The organism is Planctomycetaceae bacterium (assembly GCA_041398825.1).
GTDB lineage: Bacteria > Planctomycetota > Planctomycetia > Planctomycetales > Planctomycetaceae > F1-80-MAGs062.
The window spans coordinates 98,136-113,526 of record JAWKTX010000003.1 but is presented as its reverse complement, the minus strand read 5'-3'; the positions used below and the strand labels follow the sequence as shown (position 1 = coordinate 113,526).

The following is a 15,391-nucleotide window of genomic DNA, read 5'->3' as shown; positions in this document are numbered from 1 at the left end:
CGTGCCACTGCCAGTTTATGCAATGGTGGCAATGCCGAATCACTGGCACGTTGTGGTCCGGCCCGAGACCATTGATCAGGTCAGTGAGTTCTTCCGTCGACTGACTGTCATGCACACGATGCGTTGGCATGCTCAATACCAGACCGGTGGGACCGGCCATTTCTATCAGGGTCGTTTCAAGTCGTTTCCTATCCAGTCAGACCGACATCTTCTGACAGTCATGAGATACGTCGAACGCAATCCCGTACGAGCCAAATTGATTGACCTCGCCGAAGAATGGCAATGGGGTGCCGCTCATGCTCGCCGAAGGCCTGCAGACGAACGCCGATGGCTGGCGATTCCCGATGATCCGCCGTTGCCGCGAAACCGGCGTTCCTGGGTGAACCATGTCGAAACAGAGGCAGAGTTGAACGCGCTTCGCATCAGTGTGAAACACGGCCTGCCGTTTGGTGATGATCAATGGACAAGAAGCAGTGCTGTTCGCCCTGGTCTCGAAACCACAACTCGGCCAAGGGCACGGCCAATCAAAGAGTCCTGAACCCTTTTCTGCTCCTCGCGTTTTGGCCATTAATCGCGAGACCAGATTGCCAAACTAGCAGGGAGTCTCCGGATTCTAATCGCGAATTGGGTCCGGGCTCCCGATCGGCGATTCTCCGCATGACTGGTCTCAGCATCAAACGAAGCTCGCCCGTACAATCGAAGATCTTTCAGTGGAGCGTCGCCGTTCCTGTGCCTCGATATTCTGAACAACACCGATCTGGTCAAACCGGGACTTGCCAACGTCATGGTGCGAAATGGCGAGGTCGCAAAGGCCGTGTCGACTCCGAGTTAGTAGGCCTGAACCGCCAGCAGGCTATCGCAGATAAATAGCCAGACGACTTGAATGCCCGCAATCGATAGCGATCTGAGGTCTTATATTTCGTCAGGCGTTAGCGAAATAATTTTTGTGACAACGCCTGATCAACGTATGGATTGAAGGAAAGATATCGCATTTGCCGATTTTTCCGAAGCAATCGGGACCCAGGAACCAAGGCGCAAGAATTGAAAATACCTGGTTCTGCGGCATTCCAATGCCAGCGAACGGAAATTCATTCGCAGGATGAACCGCTTTTCCAGAGGTGCGTCGAAGACTTTCAAGTCAACCGAATCATTGCGAGTACCACGTAAGATCGTTGCGTTATTGATTTCAGTAGCTGGCTGGAAGGCGTTCGGAAGACTGCGCTACCGGTGTGCATTTCGTGAGGTAGTGTTTTCCATCAAACCATTGTTCCGTTCAGGACGTATTGATTTACCCCGGAATTCGAGTCGCCACATTATGCTTCCATTCGCCAAAAACGATGAAACGAATGTGCTGCCTGCAGTCCCGGATATCGTTGATGCAACTTACGCTACCAGCTGCGATGAGTTGGTTAAGATACAGCCAACGGATGCCAGGAACGCAAATCACAACGAATCACCTGCCGCACGGAATATCGCTCCGCTTCCGAATCTCGGAGATCGTTATCGTCCACTGAAGAAACTCGGCCAGGGCGGAATGGGAGCCGTGTACCTTGCCGAAGATACACTTGATTGTCGCAAGGTAGCGATCAAAGTTCTGCCAGCGGAATTCAATCTGGATCAGCAGGCCGTTCAGCGGTTTCAAAAAGAAATGCGGATGCTTTCCGAAGTACAGCATCCGAACGTGGCAAACCTGCTTGATTCTGGTGTTTTTGGAGACACACGATTTATCGTGATGGAGGTGGTGGAGGGAACTGATCTAAAAGCGGTTTTGCAGAGACACATGCCAATTCCAGAACGTGTGGCATTGGAAATCATTGCAGACGTGGCGAACGCCCTCGCGGTCGCACACAGTATCGGTATCGTGCATCGTGATATTAAACCCGCGAATATTCTTTTGTCTGCAATCAGTGCCGATGGTGAATCGCGCGACGACGCGGTCATGAATGCTGTACTCGACAGCCAACCTCTGACGGCGAAGCTCACAGACTTCGGTCTGGCGCGACACATTGATCAGGGCGCATCAATGGAACTCACCCGCACCGGAATGATGTTGGGAACGCCGTACTATATTTCGCCTGAGCAATGTACCGACAAAGGGGGGATTACTCCCGCTGCAGATATCTATTCGCTTGGAGCGACCCTGTTTGAATTGCTTACAGGAAGACCGCCATTTCTTGCGGATGATCCAATCCGCCTGATCACAATGCATTGTTTCGATCCGGCCCCTGACCCTCGGAAAATTGCGCCGGAAATCGGCGATGGCGTCGCGGCGATCGTGTTGAAGACTCTCCAGAAGAGCCCAGAAGCTCGGTATGCTGATGCCGCACATTTTCTGCAGGATCTGGACTCTCTCCTGCAGGGCGAAGTTCATTCGGCTGAAGTTCATCCGCATCTCCCGGTCACAACAGGGAAGGTGTTTGAAGCCAATTGGGAATGGCAACTCGACGGAGATCCCAAAGATCTTTGGCCGCACATTTCCAATACGGAACGAGTCAACGCTGCGGTTGGGCTTCCCCCGGTGGAATACATGACACGTCGCGATGAAGCTGGCAACAAGCATAGAATCGGATCCTTCAAACTCGGCTGGACTCGTCTGAGCTGGGAAGAACATCCCTTCGAATGGATTGAAGGACGACGATTCAGCATTCTGCGTGAATTTGAAAACGGTCCTTTTCAATGGTTTGTTAGTACCGTTGAGTTGACACCTCGCGCCGGTGGTGGCAGCTTGCTGCGGCACAATGTTCGAATAGCCGCGCGGGGGCTGATGGGACGGCTGATTGCTCACATAGAAGTCAACATCAAGGGCCAAAAGCCCCTGGATCGCGTCTATCGGCGAATCGACAATGTTGTCTGCGGGCGACTGTCCGGTTCAACGATCACAGATCCATTTGTCAGCGTCGCACCGCCAGCAGCATCGGTTCGGAAAAAGCTCGAATCATATCGAGAGCGACTTTCTGGCGACATCACTGATCAAAGCAGCCTCGACAAGTTCCTGGACGTATTGGCCGAAGGTTCGCCACAGGATCTCGCCCGCATTCGACCTCGCGCGATGGCCCGCCAATTGGGAGTTGCCCCAGACCAACTAACGAATATCTGTCTGGCCGCATGTCATGCTGGGCTCCTTGAGCTGCATTGGGATATCCTGTGTCCGACGTGTCGCGTTGCCGCTGCAGTGAAAGACACTCTTTGTGAAATCGATCGCCACGCAAATTGCGAAGCCTGTGAACATAACTTTGATGTCGATTTTTCAAGTTCGGTAGAAATGATTTTCCGTATTCATCCGGAAATTCGACAGGCCGATCTGAAGACGTATTGCATCGGTGGTCCAGAGCATGCGCCGCACGTGATCGCACAGATTCAAATCGAGGTCGGAGAGAAATTTGAGCTGGACCTCAACCTTGATCGAGGATCCTATATTCTTCGCGGAACTCAGCTGCCGTATACGATTGGCATCGTCGCAGAAACAACTTCCGGCACAAATCGACTGCTGATTCCATTGTCACCAGGACAATCAAAAAGACGACCGGCTTGCGTCCATGCCGGACGTCAATTGATCACACTGGTGAATGAATACCAGCACCCTCTGCTTGTAAGGCTCGAACGCACGACGTCTCGCGCCGATGTGGTCACAGCGACTGAGGCCCTCAAGCTTCCTGTGTTTCAGCAACTGTTTCCGTCGGAGACGATCACACGCGAACGAATATCCAGCGTGGCAACGTCTACGCTGCTGGCGTTACGCATAACAAACGTGCTGGATCTGTTCGCAGACCTTGGTGATTCCGCCACTGTCGACGAAATGGCTCGTGAAATTCAAGCCTTCCAGGTAACCATCGAATCTTACGAGGGCAAGCTGATCAAAGAGCAAGACGACCGATTGTTGGCATCCTTTCCGACGGCAAGACAAGCGATTCAGGCTGGACTGACGCTGAATCAACACAATATGGAATCGCACTCGAAGGCTGGCACGCGAATTCAGGTAGCGATTCATCGCGGAGTCACGATGTCGACGAGCCTCAACGGTAAACTCGACTATTTCGGAAGATCAATCGCTGTCGCATCCGCGATGCTCAACACATCCGAACGACATCTACTGATTGTGTCACAGGATCTCGCCAGTGACGAGGACTGCAACACTCAGTTGACGGAAGCGCAGAAGAGCCTGAGGCCCGTTTCAACGAACGGCGTGGGCCGAATTTTTGAGATCTGCGACAGTTCACCCGGCGATGATCGCGTAAGAACTGCAGGCCCAGCAACCGCCGAACTTCATTCAATCGATACTCTTCAAAACGATACTACACTGCAATTTGATGCTACACCGCTGAAGTCTGGATCGGAGGCACAAGCATGACGACGACAATGAACCCTCCTCCGACCGCGAACACAGCGCCTCTGATTGAAACACATTGGCTTCTGGAAGGTTGCCTGCCAAACCAGACGGGGATTTCGCGGATTGCCATGCATCAATTTCCTTTCTGCATTGGTCGGGATGCAGCCTGTGATCTGCAGATTGCTTCTCGCAGTGTTTCCAAAAGACATGCAAAAATTCTGCACAATCCAGCCGCTGTGATCGTCCAGGATCTCAGCAGCACGAACGGGACCTTTGTTAACGGCGGGCGAATTTCGGTTCCGACACCCGTTGGCGTCAATGATTTGATTCAGTTCGCTGATATCGAAATGCGGCTGGCGCGAGAGGTTTCGCAGGCTGCCGAATTCACATGCGTTGCACAGCAACCGGAACAAAGCTGGTTGATTTCGCGTCTGAACGAAGTACTCAACGAAGGTCGTATGAAGGTCTATTTTCAGCCAATTGTGACTGGACCCGATCGGGAAATATTTGGCTATGAAGCATTGGTACGCACTGATGTTTCCGGACTGGAATCGCCGTTGGAACTGTTTCGAGCCGCAACGCGTCTGGGACTGAGCACCCGACTGAGTCAGAATTGCCGTTCAGAGGCTGTGCGAGCCATAGAAGAGGCCGGCGTTCCCGGAGCACTATTTCTCAACACCGAACCGAATGAAGTTCTGGGTGAGGAACTGATTCGTTCTATGAAGGATCTGAGAGACCTCACAAATAACCGACAGCTGGTTCTGGAGATCCATGAGGAGGCTATGCAGGAGACAAAGACTCTCAGTAAGTTCGCGGCAGCGCTGCGTGACCTCGGAATTCAGCTCGCGTTTGACGACTTCGGCGCTGGGCAGTCGCGACTGCTGGAGCTGGCGCAGATTCTTCCGGACTATCTGAAGTTCGATCGATCACTTGTGAAGGATCTGGGAACGCCCGGAGCGCTGCATGAAAATCTCGTGCGTACTCTGCACGAAACTGCGAATTCATTGGGAATCAAGACACTGGCTGAGGGCCTGGAAACGGCAGAATCGATTCAGGCATGTGATACGATTGGATTCGATTTTCATCAGGGATTCGCGTTTGGCAGGCCACAGCCTTTCAGAATCAGTTGAGTCAGATTCTGCACGAACTTATCGTCACTGAGCTCAGAACGATCGTTTTCGCAACTTCCACGAACTATCTCAAATCCACTGAAAACGTTGTCGGAGCAGCCACCGAGAACACTGGTGCAAGTCGCGTTCGTCGAGCAAACTTTGCACCGCCGCGGGGGAACCACTGAAACCCAAGAAAGGCATCGACCGTTCCTGTGTCAGCCGGCATGACCAGGTTCGTTTCACCATACAAGGCCAAATGATCGTTCAACGGGCTCAGAAAATCGGCACCAAATAGCGGCACTGTTGACTTGGAAGCAGAAGGTCCAGTGACGGCATTGTTTTCGCCGTGGCCGTCGGCGAGTCCTATCCAAATTGTGGTTTGTGCGGAAGAATCCCAGACATGTCTCCAATAGAGCGAACTCTGGTTAATCGTCCGAAGCGATACTGGCCCTCCGCCGAAGGTTCCTGAGTCGGTCCTGGCGCGCAGTTGTGTCGTGATGCCAAACTGATTTCGGTCATCAAAATCGAAGCCCACACGACCACGCCACTGCGACAACAGGAAACGGTCATATGATTGTTCGATCATGAAATCGTGCGCGACGGCCCAGAGAAACCCGGAATCGGTTCGCTGAAACAGCCCGATCGTCGTGTAAGACTGTGTACGACTTGTCGCCTCCCCCAAAAGCTCATAAACACGAACGGCATTCTGCGATGCCACGATCCCAGTTCCGATCTGTAGCCCAAGCCCTGATTCTTCGTCGAGAGCAATGCTCGCATTCACATTTCCCTGGAGTCCCAGATTCGCATTGACGCCATAGTCCTGTGGTTGCTTGGACCCATCAATGCCTCCGAAGAAGGTAAGATCGCTCACCCAACCGCAATCATCATTTGCGAAATTTGGCTGTGTCGCTTTGTCCGATAATGAGTCGATACTTTCGAAAGTATCAAAGATATTTGTGATACTCGTGCACCCGGGCGAAACTGGATCAGTACACGGTGGTTCACCAGACTCGACGGAGTGAAAACCAACTGCCTGAGCCCTCAACAAAGATGTTGGAAAATCATCAGCCGAAATCATATTGCACGGCAACGTGATCAACGCCGAAATCAGTGCGTGCTTGATTCGAAGAGAGTAATGCACCTTGGGATCCTTCCATTGCAGATGCCCGCTACGGCCGGTGGACAGTTTGTATATCGACGATAGTTCTGGAGAGAGCACGAAAGCTTCAATGTCTCCTCCTGAACAGTCCAAATTTGCTAACCCGGAACCAAATTGACGCAGATATTCGTCAAGGTCGACACGTTCTTTATGCAGTCGTGCTGCATAGGAGTGACACGATATTCGTTTTTCGCTTCGATGCAGACCGGCAGAGATTTGAGTGTCCATGGCCGGCAATGGACCGGCAGATTTCGCCACCACTGCCGCGTTCGTGGTGACAAGAACGAGAGAGCACGAAAGGTCGCGTCAAGGTAAACGCACATCGGCGTTGCAACAATTAAGACTTGTGAATCCAGTTTCCTGGGAGTTTGGGGTGTCAACTCGTCGTACTAAATCTACTCGTTGAAGTGCAGTTCGGAGACATTTTGGCATTGCTGTGATTTGCAGGCGTGTGCCCAAGCATTCAAAGTTATCGAAGGCTTCGAGGACATTTGGAAGAAACTGCTACTCAGAAATCTGGTTCAGAGACAGTCAGCAGCTCAGTTGAAGTTGAGAATGAGACACCGATTGTTGCTCAGCAGACAGCGGCTGAAAGTCCTCGTGACGTGCTCAGCATGATCCTTCGTGATGGAGCTCAGAAGATGCTTCAGGCTGCCATCCAGAACGAGGTCGACGATTACCTGCTCGCGAAGTCTGGGCTCGTTGACGAAGCAGGTCGGAAGCTGGTTGTTCGCAACGGGTCGCTGCCTGAGCGTGACGTCATCACGGGCCTTGGACCTGTCTCCGTTCGGCAGCCGCGAGTGCGTGACAAACGACCGGTTGCAGATCGCGAAGTCTTCGTGTCATCGATCCTGCCGAAGTATCTGCGAAAGACGAAATCGATGGAGGAACTTGTTCCGTGGCTGTACCTCAAGGGCATCAGCACAAATGATTTTCCTGAGGCACTCCAGGCATTGCTGGGCAAGGACATCGAAGGATTTTCAGCAACGACGATTACGCGATTGAAGTCGGTCTGGGAAGAAGAATACGACGAGTGGTCGAAGCGGTCGTTGAAGGACAAACGATACGCCTACATCTGGGCTGATGGCATCTACAGCAACATTCGATTCAATGAGAACGATGGTCGCAGCGCCGATGAAAATCGCCAGTGTTTGCTGGTGCTGATGGGGGCAACAGCCGATGGAACAAAGGAATTGCTCGCCGTGGTTGCTGGCGTGCGTGAGAGCGATATTGCATGGAAGGAGTTGTTGTTAAATCTGAAAGCACGCGGCCTGCGACATGATCCACTGCTCGCGATTGGCGATGGTGCGATTGGATTCTGGAAGGCTCTTGATCAGGTTTTTCCGACGACTCGCACTCAGCGTTGCACGGTTCACAAGACGGCGAACGTACTCGACAAACTTCCGAAGTCCGTACAGCCTCAGGCAAAGAGAATGCTGCATTCGATCTGGGATGCACCGACAAAGGACGAAGCCAACATCGCCTTCGATTTGTTCGTCAACACGTTCGAAGCCAAGCACTCATCGGCGGTCGATTGTCTTCGAAAAGATCGTGATGTGCTGCTGACATTCTACGACTTCCCGGCAGAGAACTGGTGTCATATTCGAACCACGAATCCGATCGAAAGCACCTTCGGAACGATCCGTCTTCGTCATCGCAAGACAAAGAACAATGGGAGTGCAAAAGCTTCATTGGTCATGATCTTCAAGCTGGCTCAATGTGCCGAGAAAGGCTGGCGAAAACTGCGAGGTCACCAGCACATCCCCGAACTCATCAGAGGTATCCGCTTCATCGACGGTGTCAACGAACAGACTCGTAATGATCACAACTCAACGACCACCAAAACCCCTACATCTCATACCGAAGTCGTCGCCTGAAAGATTCCTCCTGAACACAACATTTGGTAGTAACTCCGGAATTGCAGGTGACAGCGTTTGTCGGCATGTTTTTTCCCCATGGCCTGCCTGCAGTTCTATCGAAATAGCCTTCGCCTGAATTGCCTAGCGCGGGCGATTCTTCCACCCTTTGCAGCCAATAGGACTGGGGGCCAGCCTAGGGTTTGCTGTTAGCCTTTTGCTGCCTTAGGATGCTCCGATAGTATCACGCGCAAACCCACACGATCTTGTCGAATGGCACGCGCATCCTGCAATATCTGAAGCCGGTCTTTTAGCCGGTCTTCATCCCAATCCAATGTCCGTTTTAACTTGGGACGAGAGGCAACTCCGCCCGCGGCTCGCAATGCGTCCACGATTGCCTTACAGTCCTGGACGCAATCGCTTTCATCCGAAGCGATCTGCCCGGCGGACAGTGGCATCAAGCCAACTTGGGTTACATCACAGGCATCGTTCGACGCCTTGTACTGCTCGCTCAGAGAGACTCTGTCTCCATGAAGTACCAATCGCCCTGAGTTCAGTTCCTGAGCTAAATGACTCTCGATCCGTTCTCGAATTCTTGGCCCCACTCTTCGAAATCCAAGTTCACGAGCGATCAGTTTGACCAGATCATCCAATTCCGTTGATCCAGCCTGCCCCAGAACGGCAGCAGCTGTCAGAAAGATTTGTTGATCGGGAACATCAGTGATTGCTGCAAATGACGGAACCTTCTGCTGTTCAGTCTGCACGAATGTAGGCTCCAGGCCTTCATCCTCATCGATTGGCTCAGGCAGTTGTGCGACCTCGTCACCTGAAGAACTAATCGCTGATTTATATGCCGCGACGATCTTCTGAATCTGCCGATCCGGATCTCGTACCCAGTCGGTCGACCAAATTCGAACAATGCGCCATCCCAGCGATTCCAAAACGCTTTGTCGAATGCGGTCACGATCACGCGCTGTGTTGGATGAGTGATAGCTGGCGCCATCGCATTCAATTCCCAGGCAAAACTTGCCTGGATGTTCGGAATGCTTCAATGCCAAATCAATTCGGAACCCGCCGCACCCGACCTGAGGCACGACATCCAACCCCTGATGCCTTAAAGCGACCGCAACTTCCTCCTCAAATGGAGATTCCGCCTCTGATGCAGATGAGTCGACAGAATCAGCAAGAGCGACGGGGCCACGCTCAGCATATTCAAGATACTTCTTCAACAGATGAGTACCGACGCTGTTGGATGCTGAAATATCCATATCAGCGGCGCGCACAGAGGTTACAAAGACGACTTCTTCCCGCGCCCGAGTGACGGCAACATTCAACCGTCGCTCGCCGCCGGACTTTGTGAGAGGGCCAAAGTTCTTGAGGAAACGACCGGCGTCATTAAAGCCGTAACCCATCGTCAACAGTATGACGTCACGTTCATCTCCCTGTACTGTTTCCAGATTCTTGATAAACAGCGGATCAGGCAACCGTCCGCTCAGCAACGCGTCGATCCGAGAATCACTGCGTCGCCGATCATAAATGAGGTCCTCAATCGCGCGCTGCTGCGTTTGGTTAAACGCTATCACTCCCAGTGATCTGTCCGAGTGATTTCGAAAGTGGTCAATAACCAGATCAACAACGCGTTCGGCCTCCTTCAGATTCTTACGATCAACCCATCTTCCATCTGGGACATATTCCCATCGGACGGCATCTCCCACGGCGTCTTTAACACTGGGAAATGTTACGAGGTCACCGTCGTAAAAGTGCCGATTGGAAAACGCGATCAGAGGTTCACGACGCGAACGATAGTGCCAGCGCAGCCGCTTAGCGGGCATGTTGATGGATCGGCAAAGTGAGAGAATACTTTCAAAATCACCGATATCATCTTCTTCGTCGGTTTCGGCATCGACTCTACTGAAGAAGTTCGTTGGCGGCAGTTGCTTTTCGTCCCCAGCAACCACGATTTGCGATCCTCGGTAAATTGCACCGATCGCATCCCATGGAAAAACCTGAGACGCTTCGTCAAAAATGACCATATCAAAACGGATCTTGTCCGACTCAAGAAAAGTACTGACTGACAAGGGACTCATCATGATGCATGGTTTCAACCGCTGCAAAACATCCGGGATGGATGCGAATAATTTCCGCAGCGGCAGATGCTTCCGTTTTTTTGCAATCTCCTTCTGCAGAATTCCAAGTTCGCTGCTGGCGGCGGCAGCAAAGCCGTTGCGCGGCCTGTCGCTTCGCCCTAATTGAAATTGCCGGATACGCGTCGCCGCTGCTTTTACTTCCCACACGTCCAAATAGCAAAACCGTTCTCGAATGCGTTCATGTACTTCTACTTCAAATTCAGCCAGTGTCTTGTCCGTGGCGCACAAGACATCGAACAGTTTTCGATAGAACCGGACAGCAACCACATCGCAGACCTCGTCCGGTTCAAATCGACCACTTAATAACTCGTCAACGATTGCACCGAATCCTGCCTGACGCATGTCGCGTTTCCATCGGGAGAACTTCATCCAGTCATCAATACCTGTAGTCTGCTGTCGAAGCAGATCAAACCACTGTGCCAGTTCACTGAATTCAGCATTTCGGATGGTAATCCCAACCGATACGTCAGTATCCAGTTCAAATAACGACATCAGAAACTTCCATGAAGCTTTGAATTCTCCGGCCAGAGCGCTATTGATTTGCTGAACGGCCGTGGTCACCTGCTGCCGAATTTCATCCTGCGAAGCCATAGCCTTGATAAGCGGTGTCACGCGATCTTCCCGTGATACCTGCAGCAGCCAGTTGAGCGATTCCTTATCGACAATCGACACATCATCGATTCCAAAATCGCGCAGGATGCTCAGATGAGAAGTTTGCTTCCTATTGACCTCTTGTAGTTGTCGAATCAACTGTAAATCGGCCTCAAGCCGAGCATCATCAATTGAGATTCTTCTTCTAAGATATGACTGCAATTCCTGCAGTCCCTCTGCCCTGGCTGCAAATGCTCTGGCAGCTGAACTGCTGGTTAGCTTCAATTCAGACACCATTTTGCGTGCACTGGTGGAATCTGCTTCATTGGGCCTGCATAGGTTGAGGTGTTGTTCGCATTTGCAAACGTGGCCAATCAGTTTTTGCAGGCAGTTTTTCAGCGTGGCCGCAGCTTCCGAAAGTGCAAACGCATCGATTTGTCCGGCCGTACAAAGTACATGACGCAGAGAATCGGAGTTTCTAAAAAACTTCGCGAGATGTTCCGCTCCGCGAACACCCGCAAGAATCTTTCGCCATGTGGATTCTTGAGTTGCCGTGCTGCCAGCCGGCATCCAATCCGAGTGGTCTTCAAAAGTTTTGTGCAATCCCTGCGAAAGTGTCTCTCGGCGAATGGCCTTGTCTGCGATCTGCAGCAACTCCTTGATTCCGGGCGGAAAGCCGTGAAATACAACCGACGCCTTCGCGAGTGCCTGACGACATCCGACGGTCGCAGTTCGCAGCGCTTCAAGATCTGCAATCACAGTTTCCACCGGCGTCTGGTCCCATTGCCGGTTGCTGCCGAGACCCAAGAGATGTTGCGACAAAAGTCTGAAAGAAATGTCCAGCTTCCGTCCCTCAGCCTGAAGTAATCGCGTGTCAAGGTTGGTGCAAACAGCATCTCCCTTGACCCAGTCCCCCATTCGATTGACCAGACTTTCGGTCGCATTGATTCCCAGCATCAGCTGTCGCCATGCTTCTGCGTCTTGAAAGTCTCTGGCCGGCGGCAGAGTGTTTTCGTGCTGTCGCAGCATCGTCCGAACATCGTTCAAACGTCGATGATATTTGCAAAGCAGCTCCATGTCCTGAAGCAGACTTGTCTTGTCTGGCACCGCTGTGCGATAAAGATCGGCCACCGCTTTTCTGTACTGGCCGAAACCACCGAACAGACGTTTCCATGGTGAAGAAAACTGCGAAGCCTGAGCGGCAAGTTCACCGGCAGATTCACTAAAAGCCCTGTGAGACAGCCGATCAGAAAGACGTTCTTCAATCTGCTGAGCGTCTGAAAGGTCGTCGATTGCCGCCTGGCAGCTTTTCATCAATCGACTTCGTGTCGTCGCTTCTTTCCATGCCAGGTGAATGTACTGCGCATTTAACACATCCGGAAGCGCGCTAAGCAACTGCGTGCTTTGCTGCATCGTCATTGACTCATCCGACGACAGTCCCAGTCCGATTCGGATGGCATCTGCTGCCAGCGCGGCATCCTGCGCGGTCTTAAGTGCGCTGTCGATAACAGTTAGAAACTTGCCCAACGCATCGTCTGTATCATCCGGGATGAGGTTCGCAATAACGGTCCAGCTATTGTGTAGGGATGTAAGAGAGTCTTTGCTGATATTCAGTTCCGGCAATCGCCCCAACGCAACCCGCGTCTGCAGTTCAGCTTCAAGGGCAGTCAGAGAATTCAATTCGACAAGTGAACGTTCGGCCGCCCGTTTCAATTGAATCCAGTTGTTCCGATCGAGCCATGCTGGCTGCATTGTTCCAGATTCGACAATGCATTCTGCGATCTGAACTACCAGCCTGATCGCAGCGACCGGCAAATCTTCCCTGAGTGGAATCTGCAGTAACTTGATGACCGGCGGCAGGTGGGTTTGAGTTTCCTCGGCACTAAGAGACAATCGTTGCAGAGTTTCGGCCAGGTCTGACAGAAAACTGTGTTGTGCTTCAACATCCGTGGGCAAATCAGAGGTGAGTTGACTTGTCCAGCCATGGACATCAAACAGCTTGTCGCGCAATCCGTCAACATCGACGGTTGTCGCCAATTGTTCGGTATAGTCCGCCAGATTTTGTTTCAGCGTTTGCTGCCCCGACGCGAGAGCCTGCAATTCTAACCCGATTGTGGCGGCACGGTCCGGGTATTTCATCCACCCCGCGCCTAAACGCGGCGTCGTCAGGCTGTCCAGAAGAGTTTTCCTCAGATGGTTGATCTCAGAAACTACTGGCGGACATTCGATCAAGCCTGCATCGACTAACGGTTGCACGCACTCGGAGATTGATCTAAACGCCTGAGACAAGCCCAACAGGTGGTGCTGCAGGTCGTCATTTAAGGCCAGCGATCTTGACACTAAACGACAGCCCCGCCACGGATGCTGATCGTAATTGCTGATAACCAGTTTGTTATCCGCAGCCTGAGTCAACAGATTTAGCCATCCGTCGAATGTCGTCCGATCCACTTTCGCCGGGTCAGGTAACTCGCAGCGAGATTTTGTTGCCATTCCCAGTCTAGTCAGGCGGCCAACATTGCCAAACAATTCGTAGGGAGACAGCCCCAGCGGACTACGAGGCCGGTGGATGCTGCGAACATATTCGTTGAGTCGGTTTCGGTTGTCGCGGGCTTCATTCAATCTCGGTTGGGCATCGCTATACACTTCGGCTTCAAGATTTAGACATGATTCAAGTTCGAACAACACCGATTTTCGATTGGCCTTGCTCGAGTGACATTCAAGACAGAAGTCACCAAGTCCCTTCTCGTCTAAACGCCGCTTTACAACCTGCAACGCTGAGACTTTTTCACTGACAAACAAGATGGTTTTGCCTACCGCCAGACCGTCCGCAATCATGTTGGCAATGGTTTGGCTTTTTCCTGTTCCCGGAGGGCCATCCAGCACCAGACTTACTCCGCGTCGAGCCGCCACCATGGCTTCCATCTGGCTGGAATCGCAATCCAAAATGGCTTTGATTTCGCCAGGAGCAATCTTGTCATCCAGCTCTGCTGCAGAAGGAATTTCGGTGACCGGACCAAACGCCATCATCGGATTGCCAGAGACTTCGCCGGCTATGGCTTTGCACAGTGGATGATTAACAACAGCATTTGCGTGATCACCCAAATCCTTCCACATGGCAACCTTGGGGAAAGCGAACAGTCCCAGAGCGGCTCGATCTTCAACTTCCCATCTGTCGCATTTACTAATCGCCGCCTGCACGGCGGTCAGGAACCTTGTTCTCGCTCCAGGCTCCTCAAGATCGTTAATGTCTGGCAGCGGGGGAAGTTCCAGACCATAATCCTGCCGCAGACGCTGCCGCAGGCATAAATTGTCTATTGCGTCGTCTTCAGCTTCTGTCAGTTCCCAAGGTGCGATGGTTGAAGCGCGCGACAGGGAAACAGGCACTAACATCAGCGGACTGTGTCGAGCATCATTGCTTTCCGGCGATTCGTACCACTTCAGAAAACCGAAAACCATGAATAAGGCATGAACACCCTGCTCTGACATCGCCAGTCGCGCATGGCCGTCCATGGTGCGCAGCCGTCTATCGAGACCGCGGTCGGTCAGATCGACCAACAAATCCAAGTTTTGCAGACGAGAAGACCGTCGGCACTCTTCGAGCGATGGATGCCATTCCTTAATCCGCCGGCGGTCGTCGGAAGTTGCTGTATCGCCAACATCGGCGACAAATGTGGCAGCTTCGTCAAGAGACTCTGGCGTTTGGGACAACAAATTGCCCTCTGCCGAACGAGCGGTCCCTGGTGCCAAATCGCCATCTTCGTCAGGCGGCGGTGGAACCAGTTCTCGCCGCCACGGAAAGCGCATGGATACCGCTCCGGCTTCGCCTTCTGCAGCCAATGTTCTCCAGACGGTTTCGGCGTCCGGAAGGTGAATCTCTAAAACGCCGCGGATCGCATTGAAGGAACATTTGATCAGCGGGTTGCGGTTACCAATATCAAGGAGCTTACTTCGCCATTGCTCAACTTTCTCGTGCAATATCTGCTGCGGATCACGAACTCGGAATGATTCTGTCTCAGCCATTTTAACTTTGGACCTATTCATAGCTGCCATAAATCACGACAGCGATAGAACACCAATCGGTTGCTAAAGGGGACATCCGGAAATTCTGCTTTTCCTTTTGCTTAGGCCTTCTGCGAGGCCTAAGTGACGATTAAAGGCCCAAGATTGCTGCCACTCTTGTCTGCCCGAGTATCTCCAAA

At 52.3% G+C, this 15,391-nt stretch carries 6 protein-coding genes; 4 read left to right on the top strand and 2 right to left on the bottom strand.

Features of this window, described 5'->3' with window-relative positions; translation table 11 throughout:
• Position 1 precedes the first annotated feature (1 nt).
• The 3 genes from R3C20_06865 (at position 2) to R3C20_06855 (ending at position 5,457) form a co-directional block, all read left to right on the top strand.
• A complete protein-coding gene (locus R3C20_06865) occupies positions 2-538 on the top strand; it encodes a transposase (GenBank protein ID MEZ6040208.1) in 537 nt (178 codons plus the stop codon).
• Positions 539-1,099: 561 nt separating this feature from the next.
• Positions 1,100-4,348 carry a protein kinase gene (locus R3C20_06860; GenBank protein MEZ6040207.1) on the top strand — a complete coding sequence of 1,083 codons (3,249 nt, stop codon included), beginning with the start codon at positions 1,100-1,102 and terminating at the stop codon, positions 4,346-4,348.
• Entirely contained in the window at positions 4,345-5,457 is a 1,113-nt protein-coding gene (locus R3C20_06855; protein ID MEZ6040206.1) for an EAL domain-containing protein, read from the top strand. Before R3C20_06860 ends, R3C20_06855 begins: the two co-directional genes overlap by 4 nt.
• 64 nt (positions 5,458-5,521) lie before the next feature.
• Here R3C20_06855 and R3C20_06850 read toward each other — a convergent pair whose 3' ends face one another.
• A complete protein-coding gene (locus tag R3C20_06850) occupies positions 5,522-6,310 on the bottom strand; it encodes a DUF6666 family protein (protein ID MEZ6040205.1) in 789 nt (262 codons plus the stop codon).
• Positions 6,311-7,164: 854 nt separating this feature from the next.
• On the opposite strand from R3C20_06850, the gene R3C20_06845 reads away from it, so the two are divergent.
• Positions 7,165-8,475 (top strand): IS256 family transposase, encoded by a 1,311-nt coding sequence (locus R3C20_06845; protein ID MEZ6040204.1) that lies wholly within the window; start codon positions 7,165-7,167, stop codon positions 8,473-8,475.
• Positions 8,476-8,663: 188 nt separating this feature from the next.
• On the opposite strand, the gene R3C20_06840 is transcribed toward R3C20_06845, so the two are convergent.
• Positions 8,664-15,212 (bottom strand): DUF4011 domain-containing protein, encoded by a 6,549-nt coding sequence (locus tag R3C20_06840; protein MEZ6040203.1) that lies wholly within the window; start codon positions 15,210-15,212, stop codon positions 8,664-8,666.
• Between the last annotated feature and the right edge of the window lie 179 nt (positions 15,213-15,391).